At 69.3% G+C, this 15912-nt stretch carries 12 protein-coding genes; 4 read left to right on the top strand and 8 right to left on the bottom strand.

Going from position 1 to position 15912, the window contains the following annotated elements:
- Window positions 1–9: 9 nt before the first annotated feature.
- Genes ABZ928_RS04170 through ABZ928_RS04155 form a run of 4 tightly spaced genes read right to left on the bottom strand, consistent with a single transcriptional unit; the run spans window position 10 to window position 4633 of the window.
- The gene (locus ABZ928_RS04170) at window positions 10–930 is read right to left on the bottom strand and encodes a MoxR family ATPase (RefSeq protein ID WP_361516114.1); all 921 of its coding nucleotides are present in this window, start codon (window positions 928–930) and stop codon (window positions 10–12) included.
- A gap of 6 nt (window positions 931–936) precedes the next feature.
- Window positions 937–1791, bottom strand: a complete 855-nt coding sequence (locus ABZ928_RS04165) for a xanthine dehydrogenase family protein subunit M (RefSeq protein ID WP_361514941.1) — start codon at window positions 1789–1791, stop codon at window positions 937–939.
- Complete coding sequence (locus tag ABZ928_RS04160; RefSeq protein WP_361514940.1) at window positions 1788–4148, bottom strand: molybdopterin cofactor-binding domain-containing protein; 2361 nt, start codon at window positions 4146–4148, stop codon at window positions 1788–1790. The genes ABZ928_RS04165 and ABZ928_RS04160 overlap by 4 nt, the downstream gene beginning before the upstream one ends.
- Window positions 4145–4633 (bottom strand): (2Fe-2S)-binding protein, encoded by a 489-nt coding sequence (locus tag ABZ928_RS04155; protein WP_361514939.1) that lies wholly within the window; start codon window positions 4631–4633, stop codon window positions 4145–4147. Before ABZ928_RS04155 ends, ABZ928_RS04160 begins: the two co-directional genes overlap by 4 nt.
- 291 nt (window positions 4634–4924) lie before the next feature.
- On the opposite strand from ABZ928_RS04155, the gene ABZ928_RS04150 reads away from it, so the two are divergent.
- The gene (locus ABZ928_RS04150; RefSeq protein ID WP_361514938.1) at window positions 4925–6889 is read left to right on the top strand and encodes a translation factor GTPase family protein; all 1965 of its coding nucleotides are present in this window, start codon (window positions 4925–4927) and stop codon (window positions 6887–6889) included.
- A 93-nt stretch (window positions 6890–6982) separates the two neighbouring features.
- Window positions 6983–8833: an endoglycosylceramidase gene (locus tag ABZ928_RS04145; protein ID WP_361514937.1), complete on the top strand. Its 1851-nt coding sequence runs from the start codon at window positions 6983–6985 to the stop codon at window positions 8831–8833.
- 57 nt (window positions 8834–8890) lie between these two features.
- Here the strand turns inward: ABZ928_RS04145 and ABZ928_RS04140 are convergent, their stop codons facing one another.
- On the bottom strand, window positions 8891–10135 hold the full coding sequence (locus ABZ928_RS04140) for a YncE family protein (RefSeq protein ID WP_361514936.1): 1245 nt from the start codon (window positions 10133–10135) through the stop codon (window positions 8891–8893).
- A 177-nt stretch (window positions 10136–10312) separates the two neighbouring features.
- Here ABZ928_RS04140 and ABZ928_RS04135 point away from each other — a divergent pair, with 177 nt between their 5' ends.
- Complete coding sequence (locus ABZ928_RS04135; RefSeq protein ID WP_361514935.1) at window positions 10313–10972, top strand: TetR/AcrR family transcriptional regulator; 660 nt, start codon at window positions 10313–10315, stop codon at window positions 10970–10972.
- Window positions 10973–11080: 108 nt separating this feature from the next.
- On the opposite strand, the gene ABZ928_RS04130 is transcribed toward ABZ928_RS04135, so the two are convergent.
- Window positions 11081–12310: a glycosyltransferase gene (locus ABZ928_RS04130; RefSeq protein ID WP_361516113.1), complete on the bottom strand. Its 1230-nt coding sequence runs from the start codon at window positions 12308–12310 to the stop codon at window positions 11081–11083.
- A 208-nt stretch (window positions 12311–12518) separates the two neighbouring features.
- Here ABZ928_RS04130 and ABZ928_RS04125 point away from each other — a divergent pair, with 208 nt between their 5' ends.
- Window positions 12519–14471, top strand: coding sequence for a ricin-type beta-trefoil lectin domain protein (locus ABZ928_RS04125; protein ID WP_361514934.1), 1953 nt, complete (start codon window positions 12519–12521; stop codon window positions 14469–14471).
- A 4-nt stretch (window positions 14472–14475) separates the two neighbouring features.
- On the opposite strand, the gene ABZ928_RS04120 is transcribed toward ABZ928_RS04125, so the two are convergent.
- Window positions 14476–14793 carry a hypothetical protein gene (locus ABZ928_RS04120; protein ID WP_361514933.1) on the bottom strand — a complete coding sequence of 106 codons (318 nt, stop codon included), beginning with the start codon at window positions 14791–14793 and terminating at the stop codon, window positions 14476–14478.
- Window positions 14790–15912, bottom strand: a 1123-nt coding sequence (locus ABZ928_RS04115; protein WP_361514932.1) for a cbb3-type cytochrome c oxidase subunit I, incomplete at its 5' end; no start/stop codon positions are given. The genes ABZ928_RS04120 and ABZ928_RS04115, both read right to left, overlap by 4 nt.

Genomic DNA, 15912 nt, shown 5'->3' with positions numbered 1-15912 from the left:
CACAACCCCTCACGGCACATCCACCGACAGCACCGCCCCGAAATCCAGCCCCCGAGCCCGCTCCACATCCTCCCGATACTTCAGCACCGCCCCCAGCGTCGCCACCGCCAACTCCGCATCCACCTCACTCGCCCCCAACGCATCCAGCGCCTCGACCCAGTCGATCGTCTCGGCGACACCGGGCGGTTTCACCAGCTCCTCCGTCCGCAACGCCTGCGCCAGCGCCGTCACCTGCTCCGCCAGCCGCGCCGCCACACCGGGCAACCGCCGCCGCACAATGGCGAGTTCACGGGCGAACCCGGGATGGTCGAACCAGTGATAGAGACACCGCCGCTTCAACGCGTCATGCACCTCACGCGTGCGGTTGGAGGTCAGCACCACCACGGGCGGGGTCTCGGCCCGCAGCGTGCCCAGCTCCGGAACAGTCACCGAGTATTCCGAGAGCAGCTCAAGGAGAAACGCCTCGAACTCGTCGTCCGCGCGGTCGATCTCGTCGACCAGCAGCACCGACGGCTGCGTCTCCAGCGCCCGCAGCAACGGCCGGGCGACCAGGAAACGCCGGTCGTACAGTTCCCCCTCCAGCCGCTCCGCGTCGGCGACCCCGGCCGCCTCGGCGGCCCGCAGATGCAGCAGCTGGCGGGGGAAGTCCCAGTCGTACAGCGCCTGCGAGGCGTCGATGCCCTCGTGGCACTGCAACCGGATCAGCGGAGCGTCGAGCGCCTCGGCGAGGGCGGCGGCGAGGGCGGTCTTGCCGACGCCCGCGTCGCCCTCGCAGAAGATCGGCCGGGCCAGCCGGAGGGCGAGGAAGCAGGCGACGGCAAGACCGTCGTCGACGAGGTACCCCGTCTCCTCCAGGCGTGCCCGCACCTGTTCCGGGCCGTCGAACGGGCCCTTGGAGGGGCCCTTGGGCGGGCCGCCGGACTCCGTGATCGCCGCTCACCCCATCCCGGCGGCGGCCAGCACCGCCCGCTTGGTGAGCACCCGGGCCAGATGCGCCCGGTACTCCGGCGACGCCGAGACGTCCCGGGACGGCTGGGTCCCGACCGCCGCCGACTCGGCGGCCCGCGCCACCGCGTCCGTGTCCCCGGCGCCGGTGAGCGCCTCCTCGGTCGCCGTCGCCCGCAGCGGGGTCGTGCCCATGTTGGTCAGCCCGACCCGCGCCTCGGCGATGTGCCCGTCGTCGCGCCGCACCAGCGCGGCCACGCCGACCATCGCCCAGGACTGGGCGACCCGGTGGAACTTCTCGTAGTGGAAGCCCCAGCCGTCCGCCTTCGGCACCCGCACCTCCACGAGCAACTCGTCCGGTTCCAGGGCGGATTGGAGGTAGTCGACGAAGAACTGCCGGGCAGGGACGGTCCGTCGCCCGCGCGGCCCCTGCGTCACCAGCTCGGCGTCGAGCGCCAGCACCACGGCGGGCAGGTCCCCGGCCGGGTCGGCGTGCGCCAACGAGCCGCCGAGGGTGCCCCGATGACGTACGGCGGGGTCCGCGACGGTCGCCGTCGCGGCGGCGAGCAGGCCCGCGTGGCGGCGTACGAGGGGGTCCCGGATGACCTCGTGGTGGGTGGTGAGCGCGCCGATGACGAGGGTGTTCCCGTCCTCGCGCACCCCGCGCAGCTCGGGGATCCGGCCGACGTCCACGACCAGTTCGGGGAAGGCGAGACGGAGCCTGAGCAGCGGCAGCAGGCTCTGTCCGCCGGCCAGCACCTTGGCGTCCTCGCCGGCTCCGGCGAGCGCGCGCACCGCCTCGTCGACATCGGCCGGACGGGCGTACTCGAATGCCGGGGGAATCATGCCGAGGCCTCCTCGATGGCTCGCCACACCCGCTCCGGGGTGCAGGGCATCCCTACCTCCGTCACGCCCAGCGGCCGCAGTGCGTCCACGATGGCGTTGACGACGGCGGGCGTGGACGCGATGGTCCCCGCTTCGCCGACTCCCTTGACGCCCAGGGGGTTTGTGGTCGCCGGAGTCTCCGTGCGGTCGGTCACGAAGTCGGGCAGGTCGGCCGCCGACGGCACGAGATAGTCGGCCATGGTGCCGGAGACGAGGTTGCCCTGGTCGTCGTAGACCGCCTCCTCGTAGAGCGCCTGCGCGATGCCCTGCGCGAGTCCGCCGTGCACCTGGCCCTCGACGATCATCGGGTTGACGACCTTGCCGACGTCGTCGACACAGACGTACGAGCGGATACGGGTCCGTCCCGTCTCGGTGTCGACCTCGACCGCGCACAGGTGAGTGCCGTGCGGATAGGAGAAGTTGTCGGGGTCGGTGACGTGTCCGGCGTTGATGGTGGGTTCCATGCCGTCGGGCAGGTCGTGGGAGGAGAACGTCTCGAAGGCGAGTTCCTGGATGGTCCTGCGGGCGTCGGGGGAGCCCTTGACGGAGAAGACGCCGTTCGTGAACTCCAGGTCCCGCTCGCTGGCTTCGAGCAGATGCGCGGCCACCTTGCGGGCCTTCTCCACCACCTTCACCGCCGCGTGGTGAACGGCGGTGCCGCCCACGACCAGGGAGCGCGAGCCGTAGGTGTCCATGCCCTGCGGGGCCGCCCTGGTGTCGCCGTGCACCACCTGGACGTCCTCGAACGGCACGCCCAGCACATCGGCGGCGATCTGGCTCCAGCAGGTCACATGCCCCTGCCCGTGCGGACTGGTCCCGGTGACCACCTCGACCTTGCCGGTGGGCAGCACCCGGATGCTCGCCGCCTCCCAGCCACCGGCCGCGTACCGCAGATCCCGCAGCACCCGGCTCGGCGCGAGCCCGCACATCTCGGTGTACGTCGACACCCCGATGCCGAGGCGTACGGAGTCCCCGCGGTGATTGCGGTCCGCCTGCTCGGCACGGAGCTTGTCGTAGTCGAAGAGCGCGAGGGCCTTCTCCGTCGCCGCCTCGTAGTTGCCGCTGTCGTAGGTCAGGCCCGCGATCGTCGTGTACGGGAACTCCTCGTGCCCGATCCAGTTCCGACGCCGCAACTCCACCGGATCCAGGCCGAGTTCGACCGCCAGCTCGTCCATGATCCGCTCGATGGCGTACGTCGCCTCGGGGCGTCCGGCGCCCCGGTAGGCGTCGGTCGGGGTCCTGGTGGTGAAGACGCCGGTGACGCCCAGCTCGTAGGAGTCCATCTTGTAGATCCCCGGGTACATGAACGCGCCGAGGATCGGGATGCCGGGCGTGACCAGCATCAGATAGGCGCCCATGTCGACCAGCAGGTCCGCCTTGAGGCCCAGCAGCTTGCCGTCGCGGTGCGCGGCGATCTCGATGTCCTGGATCATGCCGCGCCCGTGGTGGGTGGCCAGGTAGCCCTCGCTGCGCGACTCGGTCCACTTGACGGGGCGTCCGAGGCGGCGGGCGACCGTGAGGGCGATGGCCTCCTCGCCGTACACCTGGAGTTTGGAGCCGAAGCCGCCGCCGACGTCCGGGGCGATCACCCGCAGTTTGTGCTCGGGGACGCCGGTGACCACGGCGAGCATGATCCGCAGGATGTGCGGGATCTGGGTGGAGGAGTAGAGGGTGTACTCGCCGGAGGCGGCGAGCGGGGTGACCACGACTCCGCGCGGTTCCATGGCGTTGGGGATCAGCCGTTGGTGGACATAGCGGCGCTTGAGGGTGACCTCGGCGCGCTGTCGTACGGACTCGAAGTCCTCGCCGGTCTTCAGGGGCCAGAGGTAGCTGCGGTTGGTGCCCTTGTCGGAGTGGACCAAGGGGGAGTTCTCGGTGAGCGCGGCCTCCAGGTCGAGGACGGGTGGCAGGGGCGTGTAGTCGACCTCGATCGCTTCGAGGGCGTCGGCGGCCGTGTACCGGTCGCGGGCCACGACGACCGCCACCGGGTCGCCCGCGTAGCGCACCTCGTCGACGGCGATCGGCGGGTGGTCGGGCAGCACGATGTCCTCGGTCACCGGCCAGGCGCAGGGCAGCGATCCCAGTCCGTCCGCGAGGTCGGCGCCGCTGAACGCGGCGATCACGCCGGGGCGTTCGAGCGCGGGCGTCACGTCGACGCGGTCGATGCGGGCGTGGGCCATCGGGCTGCGCAGGATCGCCAGGTGGAGCAGTCCGTTGACGCTGATGTTGTCGGTCCAATTGGTCTGCCCGGTCAGGAGCCGGGCGTCCTCCTTGCGGGGGCGGGAGCGGCCGACCTCGCGTTCGACGGTGTCGCTCATGTCCGTACCTCCTGCGGGGAGGCGGTTTCGGATTCCGCGGCGTCCAGGACCGCGCGCACGATGTTCTGGTAGCCCGTACAGCGGCACAGGTTGCCCTCCAGGGCGTGCCGTACCTCGTCCGACGTGGGGTGGGGGTTGTCCCGCAGCAGATCGCGGGCCGCCATGATCATGCCCGGTGTGCAGTAGCCGCACTGGAGGGCGTGCCGCTCGTGGAAGGCTCGTTGCAGCCCTGTCAGCTCCCCGTTCGACGTCAGCCCCTGGACGGTGGTCACTTCGCTGCCGTCCGCCTGGACGGCGAGGACCGAGCAGCTCTTGACGCTCGCACCGTCCAGGTCGACCGTGCAGGCCCCGCAGTTGGAGGTGTCACAGCCCACGGGGGTGCCGGTCAGGCCCAGTCGGTCACGCAGGTAGTGGATCAGCAGCAGACGGGGTTCGACCTCGTCCTGGTAGTGCGTGCCGTCCACCTTCACCGAGATACGGGTCATGTGCCCTCCCAGGGAACCGTGCGAGGGGATAGCAGGGGGCTGGCGGGGAAAATCGGCCACCTGACGTGATGGGCGTCACTCTAGGACCGGCCAGGGGAGGGGGCGAGGGCTGGGACGCGGCTTTGTTGAGCGTTAATTCGTTGGCACCCCGGTGCGCGGATCTGCTGCACTTCAAAGGTCCGGCCGGCGGCAAGGGACCGGTCGGCGATCGACGAAGGAGAGCAGTAGTGCGCACTGCACGCATGTCCACCCAAGAAGGAATGACCCCCTCTTCGAAGGACATGACGCTTCGTGCACTTGCTCAACCTCGGAATTCTCGCCCACGTCGACGCCGGTAAGACCAGCCTCACCGAGCGGCTGCTGCACTCCGTCGGAGTCATCGACGAGATCGGCAGCGTGGACGCCGGCAACACGCAGACCGACTCCCTTGCGCTGGAGCGGCAGCGCGGTATCACCATCAAGTCGGCCGTCGTCTCCTTCGCGGTCGACGACGTCACCGTCAACCTCCTCGACACCCCCGGCCACCCGGACTTCATCGCCGAGGTGGAGCGGGTGCTCGGCGTGCTCGACGGCGCCGTGCTGGTCGTGTCGGCCGTCGAGGGCGTCCAGGCGCAGACCCGTGTCCTGATGCGCACACTCCAGCGGCTGCGGATCCCCACGCTGGTCTTCGTCAACAAGATCGACCGACGTGGGGCGCGGTACGACGACCTCCTGCGGGCGCTCTCCGAACGGCTCACGCCCGCCGTCGTCCCGATGGGGCGGGCCGTCGGACTCGGCACCCGGGACGCCGCGTTCGTGCCCGGGCCGGTCCCCGTGGACGTCCTGGCCGACCATGACGACGACCTGCTGGCCGCCTATGTCGACGGCTCGCTTGGTCAGGACCGGGTGCGGACGGCCCTCGTCGCCCAGACCCGCCAGGCCCTTGTCCACCCGGTGTTCTTCGGCTCGGCCGTCACCGGTGCGGGCGTGCCCGAACTCATCGACGGGATCAAGGAGTTGCTGCCCCGCGCTGACGGCGACCCCGACGGGCCGGTCTCCGGGACCGTCTTCAAGGTCGAGCGGGGTCCGGCGGGGGAGAAGATCGCCTACGCGCGGATGTTCTCCGGGACCCTGCGCACCCGCGACCGCGTTCCCTTCGGCGAGGCCCGCGAGGAGGGCCTGGTCACCGGGGTCAGCGTCTTCGACCACGGCACCGATGTGCGGCGGGACGCGGTACCGGCGGGCCGGATCGCCCGCCTGTGGGGCCTCGGCGACATCCGGATCGGCGACGCGCTCGGCGAACCCCGCAAGGCGCACGGCCACTTCTTCGCCCCGCCCACCCTGGAGACCGTGGTGGTCCCCGGCCCGGACACCGACCGCAGGGCCCTGCACCGCGCGCTCACCCGGCTCGCCGAACAGGACCCGCTGATCGGCCTGCGCCACGACGAGGTGCGCCAGGAGACCTCGGTCTCCCTCTACGGGGAGGTGCAGAAGGAGGTCATTCAAGCCACTCTGTGCGAGGAGTTCGGGCTCGCCGTCGGCTTCCGGGAGACCACACCGCTGTGCGTCGAGCGGCCCGCCGGTTCGGGGGCGGCCGCCGAGTTCATCAAGAAGGACGCCAACCCCTTCCTCGCGACGGTCGGCCTGCGCGTCGACCCCGCGCCGCCCGGGTCCGGGATCGCCTTCCGCCTTGAGGTGGAGCTCGGCGCCATGCCGTACGCCTTCTTCAAGGCCGTCGAGGACACCGTCCGCGAGACCCTCGGCCAGGGCCTCAACGGCTGGCAGGTCACCGACTGCACGGTCACCATGACGCACTCCGGCTACTGGCCCCGCCAGAGCCACTCCCACCAGGGCTTCGACAAGAGCATGTCCAGCACCGGAGCCGACTTCCGCGGCCTGACCCCGCTGGTCCTGGCCGAGGCGCTGCGGCGGGCGGGCACCCAGGTGTACGAGCCGATGCACCGCTTCCGCGTCGAGGCCCCGGCGGACACCCTGGGCGCGCTGCTCCCGGTGCTCGCGGCGCTCCAGGCCGTGCCGCGGACCACCGAGACACGCGGTGACAGCTGTGTCCTGGAGGGCGCGGTGCCCGCCGCCCGCGTACACGCGGTGGAGCAGCGGCTGCCCGGACTCACGCGTGGCGAGGGCGAGTGGGAGAGCGGCTTCGACCACTACGCGCCGGTCCTGCGCGGTGCGGTGCCGTGCCGCCCGCGCACCGACCACAACCCGCTCAACCGCAAGGAGTACCTGTTGAACGTGACGCGCAGAGTGGGGAGTTGAGGTGGCTGAGAAAGAACGTGTGAACAAAACCTGAGACTTACTCATGAGTCAGAAGTGTTGACGGTGTCCGGAAATCGCCCGACTGTAGTGGACATGCCGAATATCCGGGTGCGCCTGCTGGTTGTTCTGGTTGTCCTCTTCGGATCCCTGACGGTGGCGGGAGCCGGGCCCGCCACCGCCGCCGTCCCCAACTCCCTCTGGTTCGACGGCACGGCGCTCACCGTGTCGAACGGCCGCTTCCTCGACGCCCAGGGCCGCGAGGTCGTCCTGCGCGGCTACAACGTCTCCGGCGAGACCAAGCTCGACGAGAACCATGGCCTCCCCTTCGCCTCCGTCGCCGACGCCAAGAAGTCGGCCACCGCGCTGAGAGCCCTCGGTGGCGGCAACGCGGTCCGCTTCCTGCTGTCCTGGGCATACGCCGAGCCGGTGCGCGGCCAGCTCGACACCGCCTACCTCGCCGCCGCCACCGCACAGATGGGCGCCTTCCTGGACGCGGGCGTCCGCGTCTACCCCGACTTCCACCAGGACCTCTACTCCCGCCACCTGTTCAACTCCGGCAGCTGGTACACCGGCGACGGTGCCCCGGCGTGGGCCGTGGAACTGGGCGACTACCCCACCGAGTCCTGCGGCATCTGCCTCCTGTGGGGCCAGAACATCACCCAGAACTCGGCGGTGACGGAGGCCCAGTACGACTTCTGGCACAACAACTACGGCCTCCAGGACTCCTTCCTGACGACCGCTCAGAAGACCATGGCCTACCTCAAGGCGAACCTCACCACCGAGCAGTTCACCGGCGTCGTGGGCTTCGACCCCTACAACGAGCCGTACGCCGGCACCTATGACTCGGGCCAGGCCAGCCGCACCTGGGAACGCGATCTGCTGTGGCCGTTCTACGTGAAGTTCCGCGCCCGGATGGACGCCGCCGGCTGGACGGACAAGCCCGCCTTCGTCGAGCCCAACCTCTTCTGGAACGGCAACGTCAGCAAGCAGGAGGGCGGCCTCCTCGACGCGGGCACCATCGGCTCCCGCTATGTCTTCAACACCCACTTCTACGACCAGAAGGCCATCTCCGGCATCCTCATGTGGGGCAACGCCTCCGACGGCCAGTACGTGAGCGACTTCGGCGCGGTCCGCGACCGGGCCACGGCGCTCGGCACCACGGCGATCGTGAGCGAGTACGGGCATCCGCTCAACGGCTCCACCGCCGGGAAGGCGCCGACCGTCCTCAAGGCCATGTACCAGGCCCTGGACTCCCGGGTGAAGGGCGCCAACTGGTGGACCACACCGGCCACTTCGGGTCCGGTGCTGTCCGGCTCGCAGTGGCAGTGGGACATCTACAACGGCCGCCACCACGAGCTCATGAACGGCAACCCCGACAAGGTGCAGACCACCGGCGACGCCTGGAACGACGAGGACCTGTCCGCCGTACGCCTCGACGACTCCGGCACGGCCGTACTGCGGCAGGACGCCCGGCTCCTCGACCGGATCTACCCGAGCGCCACTTCGGGTTCGACGGTCGCCTTCACCTATGAGGACCGCTCCCGCGACGGCTCCACGACCCTGACGTGGAACCCGGTCCCGAGCTCGCTGCCCAACGTCTCCAGTCTCGTGGGTTCGGGCCAGTACTCGCTGCTGGTGTGGCGCTCCAACAGCGGCACGGCGCCGACCGAACTGCACCTCCCGGCGTCCTTCCCGACCGCCTCCACCACCGTGGTCTCCGACCTCGGCACGGTGTACGCCCCGCCGGCGTACACCTCGTCCACCCCGATCGGCGCGGCCGCCGAGCCGGGCGGCACGGGAAGCCGCCGTCTGCTGATCACCGACTCCGACAGCGGCGTCCTGCACTACGCGCTCGTGACGAACGGCGCGACCTCGCCCTCCGCGACCCTGCTCGCCGCGGCCAAGTCCGAACTGGCCGCGTGGGCGGCGGCGAGATTCAGCTGACCGGTGTCGCCCCTTCCCTTTCGTCGGGGCCCGGGCCGGGCCCCGACGAAAGGACTCTCAGGAGGCCGGACTCGTCCAGTTCGACGCGACATGGCCGAGCCGTACCCGCTGGGGGTGGTCGCCGACCGGGACGGACACCGTCTTCTGGCCGGTGGCGAAGTCGATCGCCGTGACCTGGTCGGTGCCGCTCTCGGAGATCACACAGAGCTTGCCGTCGCCGCTGACCGTGGCCCAGTAGGGCTTGGAGGCGGTGACCAGCGGGCCCTCCTGGAGCGTCGTACGGTCGACGACGGTCGCGTAGTCGTCCATGGTCCCGGCGACGCACAGTTTGGTGCCCGCGGGGTTCATCGAAATCCCGTGGTGGCGTGAGTCGTTGACGAACGTCGTGCGGTCGTCGCTGGTCGCCGGGTTCTTCGGCAGGGTCTTCGTCCGGGTGATCTTGTCGGTGGCGAGGTCGTACTCGAAGAAGCCGTTGAAGAACGACACCTGGAAGTACAGCTTGGACTCGTCCGGCGAGAACACGGCCGGGCGGACCGCGTCCGAGTAGTCGGTGAGACCGATCGCGTCCAGCTTCGGCCGCATGTCGATCGTCCTGACCTGCTGGTACGTCGTCGCGTCGACGACCGTGATGTGCCGGTCGCCCTTCGTCCAGTCCAGCCACGGGGCGTCGGTGCTGGTGTTCACGTCACCGATTGCCATGTTGTAGATGTACTTGCCGTCCTTGGTGAAGATGTTCTCGTGCGGCTTGTCGCCCGTCGTGAACTTGCCCAGCTGCTTACCGGTGTCGATGTCCAGCACATGCACGGTGTTCGCGGTCGAGGCGGACACCGCGACCCGCGTGCCGTCGGGGGAGACCGCCATGTGGTCCGAGCGGTAACCCGACACGGGGAAACGCCAGTTGATGGCCCCGGTGGCCAGGTTGATCGACACGACGTCGGCGAAACTCGGCCGGGACACGACGACCGACGCGCCGTCCGGCGTGGTGTACATGTCGTCGGCGAACTGGTCGTGGCCCTCGCCGACGCCGTTGCGGATCGCCATGAAGTAGATCCACTTGATCGGATCGGCGTTGATCTCCGTGATCCGCGCGTCCTTGTCGGGGATGACGTTGATCCGGCCGATCTTGGCCAGGTCGCCGGTGGACTTCAGGACGTCGGCGGTGCCGTCCCAGTTGTTGCCGACGAACAGCACCTCGCGCAGGGCGGCGGCGTCCGCGGCGGAGGCGGCGGTGGCCGGAGCGGTGACGGTCAGGACGACCGCGGCGGCCAGGGCACACAGGTGCCGGGGTCTGAAGGCAGGCATGACGGCTCTCTCCTCTGAGTGGGGTTCATGAGTAGGACATGCCAAGACGTGGGTGATGAATGTGAACACAGGCGCTTTCAGAGTGAACTTACTGAAAAGTAAGGAAGAGGCGCCCTGTCCACAAGACTGCGTGCACGACAAAATTGGCGAGCCAGTGGACGATCAACGGAGGTGACCGTGGCGGGCAGGCTCAAGGCGCCGACCGGCCGCTACGGCGGCAAGACCGCCGAGGAACGGCAAGCGGAACGGCGTCGGCGTTTCCTGGACGCCGCGCTCCAGCTGTTCGGCGACAGCCCCGGCTACCGCAACACGACGGTCGCCGCGCTCAGCGAGGCCGCGGGACTGTCCACGCGGCAGTTCTACGAGGAGTTCCGGACTCTGGAGGATGTCCTCGCCGCGCTGCATCTCCAGGTCAACGGGTGGGCGGAGGAGGCGGTGCTCGCGGCGGTGGCCGACGCGGATGCGCTGCCGCTGGCTGAGCGGGTGTCGGCGATTTTCCGGGCGTACGCGGCGAATGTCACCGGGGATCCGCGGCGGGTTCGCATCACCTTCGTCGAGATCATCGGGGTCAGTCCGCGGTTGGAGGAGCAGCGGCTTGCCCGGCGGGCTCGGTGGATCAATCTGTTGTGTGCGGAGGCGCGGGCCGCGGTGGCTCGGGGGGAGGCGGCGCCTCGGGACTATCGGATTGCGGCGACGGCGTTCATCGGGGCGGTGAACGGGTTGTTGCACGACTGGAGTGCGGGGTGGGTGTCCGCTTCGCTGGATGAGGCGGTGGAGGAGCTGGTTCGGCAGTTGCTTTCGATCTTGCGGCCGGTCGGGTGGGAGTGCGAGGGGTAGTGCCGCGATGGGTTGAGGGGCGGGTGCGGGTTTGTTGTGGCTGGTCGCGCCCACGCGGCGGAGCCGCATATTGATACAGCCCCGCGCCCCTGAAGGGGCGCTGTTTGCTCAGCCTGTTAGGTGGTTCAGCGTCTTCAGTACCGGGGTGATTCCGTTCTCCTCGCGGATTTGGACTCCCAGCTGCTGTGCCCGCTCCCGGTAGCCGGTGTCGCGCGTGACCTGTGTCAATGCCGAGGTCAGGGCGTCGGTCGTCAGGCGCCTCAGGGGGACCGGTGTCGGTGCCACGCCCAGGGTGGTCAGTCTTGTTGACCAGAAGCCCGCGTCGAACTGGATCGGTACCGGGATCGCTGGGACGCCGGCCCGGAGGGCTGCCGCGGTGGTGCCCGCTCCTGCGTGGTGGATGATCGCGGCCATGTGGGGGAAGAGCGCGGAGTGGGCGATCTCGCCGACCGTCAGCATGTCGTCGCCCTCGGCGGACAGGCCTGCCCAGCCGCGCTGGAAGATGCCTCGTACTCCGGCCTGGCGAAGGGCGCGGACGATGAGTGTGCTGAGGTGCTCCGGGTTCGGGACGGTTGCGCTGCCCAAGCCTACGAAGACCGGGGGTGGGCCCTCGGCGAGGAACGTCTCCACCTCGGGCGGGAGTTGGGTGGTGACGTCGTACGGCCACCAGTAGCCCGCCACGTCGAGGCCTGGGCGCCAGTCGCGGGGGCGGGGTACCACTCGGGGGCTGAAGCCGTGCAGGACGGGCCAGTTGCGGCGGTCGCGGTCCCGTCGGGCTGTGGTGCGGCGTCCGTGGGGGAGGCCCAGGCGGGTGCGGGCGTTCGGGACGGCCTTGGCGAAGACGTGCTCGATGGCCAGGCCGACGCCGTGCCCGGCCATCCGGTTGCCCAGGGTGCCCCAGGAGCCGCCGCCGAGCATGGGCGGGGCGAACTCCCTTGTGGGGGCGACCGGTTGCAGGTTCAGGCCGAGGCTCGGCAGGCGCAGGCCCTCGGCGATCGCGTAGCCGAGGGGGGCGACCGAGGCCGAGAGGAGCAGGGCGTCGCTGGTTCGGGCGGCCGTCAGCAGGTCGTCGGTCATGGAGTCGGCCACCGTTCGTGCCATGGTGACGGCTCGCCAGAGTTTGCCGGGGCCGGTGGTGCTGCGGTGGAGTCCCAGACCCTGTTCGGACTCCAGCACGGTGCGTGGATCCACCGGGAGGGGGTGGAAGGCGACCCCGGATCCTGCCACCAAGGGTGCGAAGGAACCGTGCGTGACCAGGGTGACCTCGTGTCCCGCCTGGGCGAGGCCGTACGCCAGTCCGGTGAACGGGGCGACGTCGCCCCGGGATCCCGCCGTCATGATCGCTACACGCACGTCCGTCAGTATGGCCCGGCGGTGCGCTCCGGTGGGCGAACGACCCGTGGGGAACGGCTGCTTCACGCCTGTCACATCCGTTGACTTCGCTCTCGCGTGGCTCTACTTTCGGCGCGCGACGCGTTCGGTTAATCGATCCTTGTTCGATATATCGACAGTCTTGATGTGTTCCTCACCCGCACGAAGGAGCCGCATGTACCCCCCACCGCGTTTCGTACGCCGTGTCAGAGCCGCCGCCGTACGCGCTCTCGTCCTCGCCCTGGCCGCCACGGCCGCCCTGCTGTTCGCGCAGCCGACCCCGGCGCAGGCCGCCACCGGTCGGCAGATAGCGGTGCCGGCCGCCCCGATGGGCTGGGCGTCCTGGAACAGCTTCGCCGCCGTCATCGACTACGACGTGATCAAGCAGCAGGTCGACGCGTTCGTCGCGGCGGGGCTGCCCGCGGCGGGGTATCAGTACATCAACATCGACGAGGGCTGGTGGCAGGGCACCCGGGACAGCGCGGGGAACATCACCGTCGACGAGTCCGAGTGGCCCGGCGGGATGAAGGCCATCGCCGACTACATCCACAGCAAGGGCCTCAAGGCCGGGATCTACACCGACGCGGGCAAGGACGGCTGCGGCTACTACTACCCGACCGGCCGCCCCGCCGCCCCCGGCTCCGGCAGCGAGGGCCACTACGAGCAGGACATGCTCCAGTTCTCGCAGTGGGGCTTCGACTTCGTGAAGGTCGACTGGTGCGGCGGTGACGCGGAGGGACTCGACGCGCCGACGGCGTACAAGGCGATCAGTGACGCGGTCGCGAAGGCGACGGCCACCACCGGGCGTCCGCTGACCCTCTCCATCTGCAACTGGGGCAAGCAGAACCCCTGGAACTGGGCCCCGGGTATGGCGCCCCTCTACCGGACCAGCACCGACATCATCTTCTGGGGCAACAGCCCGTCCCAGGCGAACATGCTGTCCAACTTCGACCAGGGCCTGCACCCGCTCGCCCAGCACACCGGCTACTACAACGACCCGGACATGCTGATGGTCGGCATGGACGGCTTCACCGCCGCCCAGAACCGCACCCACATGAACCTCTGGGCCATTTCAGGCGCCCCGCTGCTGGCCGGCAACAACCTCGCCACCATGACCACCGAGACCGCGAACATCCTCAAGAACCCCGAGGTCATCGCCGTCGACCAGGACGCGCGCGGCCTCCAGGGCGTCAAGGTCGCCGAGGACACCACAGGGCTCCAGGTCTACGGCAAGGTGCTGTCCGGCAGCGGCAACCGTGCCGTCGTCCTCCTGAACCGCACCTCCGCCGCCCAGAACATCACCGTCCGCTGGTCCGACCTGGGCCTGACCAACGCCAACGCGACAGTCCGTGACCTGTGGTCCCGCTCCAACGTCGGTTCCTTCGGCACCAGTTACACCACCAGCGTCCCGGCGGGCGGCTCGGTGATGCTCACCGTGACCGGCGGGACCGAGCAGTCGGCCACCACGTACACGGGCACGGCCGGCTTCTCCGGGGTGGCCGCCGGCAGCACCGGCATCAAGACCGTCGACGTGGCGTACACCAACAACACCGGCGGCGCGGTCAGCGGGTCCCTGAAGGTGAACGGCCAGGGCTCGACCACGGTCTCCTTCCCGCCCACCGGCTCCTCGCAGGGCACGATCTCGGTCCAGGTCGGCCTGTCCAAGGGCTCCGCGAACATCCTGACCTTCTCCGGCGCCCCCACGCTGGCCGACATCACCGTGCGCCCGCTGCCCGGCGCCAACAGCACCCTGGTCGTCGGCACCGGCTCCAGCCGCTGCCTCGACGTCTACAACAACACCATCACCAACGGCACCCAGGCCGAGCTCTGGGACTGCAACGGCGGCCAGAACCAGCAGTGGACGTACACCTCCCGCAAGGAACTCGTGGTGTACGGCAACAAGTGCCTGGACGCCTACAACCTCGGCACCACCAACGGCACCAAGGTCGTGATCTGGGACTGCAACGGCCAGAACAACCAGAAGTGGAACGTCAACAGCGACGGCACGATCACCAACGTCAACGCCGGGCTCTGCCTGGACGCGAACGGCGCGGGCACGGCCAACGGCACGCTGACGGTGCTGTGGACGTGCAACGGCCAGAGCAACCAGAAGTGGACGCAGAGCTAGTCCGTTACCGGGCGAGACACAGCACGACACCACCGAGAGCTACGGCGCTGCCGAGCAGCCATCCGGCCAGCAGCCGGCGCCGCAGCCCTCGGTAGGCCGTCTCGTACTCGTCCCGCAGCCTCCTGGCCCGCGCCGCCGTGCGCTGCCAGGAGCCGCGGGCGAGTGCGAGGTACTCCGCCTCGAACCGGCGCTCCACCTCGGCGCGTTGGGCGTCCGTGAGCCAGTCGAGTGGGGCGGTGAAGCGCTCGGCGGCCGTACGCCCCTCCTCGCGGGTGGCGGCGAGCAGCAGATGACCCTCGATGTCGTTGAGGAAACCGCTCACAGCGTCGTCAACTCCCGCTCCGGAACGTCGGCGTGGTGCAGGTCGAAGGCCGGCGACTCGCTGCGGATCCGGGGCAGGGAGGTGAAGTTGTGCCGCGGGGGCGGGCACGATGTCGCCCACTCCAGGGAACGGCCGTAGCCCCACGGGTCGTCGACCTCGATCTTCCTGCCGTACTTCGCCGTCCTCCAGACGTTGTAGAAGAACGGCAGGAGCGACAGACCGAGCACGAACGAGAAGACGCTCGACAGGGTGTTGAGCGGGGTGAGTCCCTCGACCGCCAGATAGTCCGGGATCCGCCGCTGCATGCCGTTGACGCCCAGCCAGTGCTGGACGAGGAACGTGCCGTGGAAGCCGATGAACAGCGTCCAGAAGGTGATCTTGCCGAGGCGTTCGTCGAGCATCCTGCCGGTCATCTTCGGCCACCAGAAGTGGAAGCCGGAGAACATCGCGAAGACGACCGTCCCGAAGATGACGTAGTGGAAGTGGGCGACCACGAAGTACGTGTCGGAGGTCGGGAAGTCGAGCGGCGGCGAGGCGAGCATCACGCCGGTCAGACCACCGAAGACGAAGGTGACCAGGAAGCCCGTTGCCCAGAGCATGGGCGTCTCGAAGCTCAGTGAGCCCTTCCACATCGTGCCGATCCAGTTGAAGAACTTCACTCCGGTCGGGACCGCGATCAGGAAGGTCATGAAGGAGAAGAACGGGAGGAGCACACCGCCGGTGACGTACATGTGGTGGGCCCACACCGTGACCGACAGGCCCGCGATCGCGATGGTCGCGCCGATCAGGCCCATGTAGCCGAACATCGGCTTGCGGGAGAAGACCGGGATGACCTCGGAGATGATGCCGAAGAACGGCAGCGCGATGATGTACACCTCCGGGTGGCCGAAGAACCAGAACAGGTGCTGCCAGAGCAGTGCTCCGCCGTTCGCCGCGTCGAAGACATGGGCGCCGAACTCGCGGTCCGCCTCCAGCGCGAACAGTGCCGCGGCCAGCACCGGGAAGGCCAGGAGCACGAGGACGCCGGTCAGCAGCACGTTCCACACGAAGATCGGCATGCGGAACATGGTCATGCCGGGCGCGCGCATGCAGATGATCGTGGTGATGAAGTTGACCGAG

The sequence above is a fragment of the Streptomyces sp. NPDC046909 genome (assembly GCF_040644695.1).
In the GTDB taxonomy this organism is placed as follows: domain Bacteria; phylum Actinomycetota; class Actinomycetes; order Streptomycetales; family Streptomycetaceae; genus Streptomyces.
This window is presented reverse-complemented; position numbering and strand designations above follow the sequence as displayed.

Excerpts from the sequence above, each read along its gene's own strand:
- ABZ928_RS04165 (WP_361514941.1), bottom strand. The coding sequence starts at position 1,791 with ATGATTCCCCCGGCATTCGAGTACGCCCGTCCGGCCGATGTCGACGAG.
- ABZ928_RS04160 (WP_361514940.1), bottom strand. The coding sequence starts at position 4,148 with ATGAGCGACACCGTCGAACGCGAGGTCGGCCGCTCCCGCCCCCGCAAG.
- ABZ928_RS04155 (WP_361514939.1), bottom strand. The coding sequence starts at position 4,633 with ATGACCCGTATCTCGGTGAAGGTGGACGGCACGCACTACCAGGACGAG.
- ABZ928_RS04145 (WP_361514937.1), top strand. The coding sequence starts at position 6,983 with ATGCCGAATATCCGGGTGCGCCTGCTGGTTGTTCTGGTTGTCCTCTTC.
- ABZ928_RS04140 (WP_361514936.1), bottom strand. The coding sequence starts at position 10,135 with ATGCCTGCCTTCAGACCCCGGCACCTGTGTGCCCTGGCCGCCGCGGTC.
- ABZ928_RS04130 (WP_361516113.1), bottom strand. The coding sequence starts at position 12,310 with ATGACGGCGGGATCCCGGGGCGACGTCGCCCCGTTCACCGGACTGGCG.
- ABZ928_RS04125 (WP_361514934.1), top strand. The coding sequence starts at position 12,519 with ATGTACCCCCCACCGCGTTTCGTACGCCGTGTCAGAGCCGCCGCCGTA.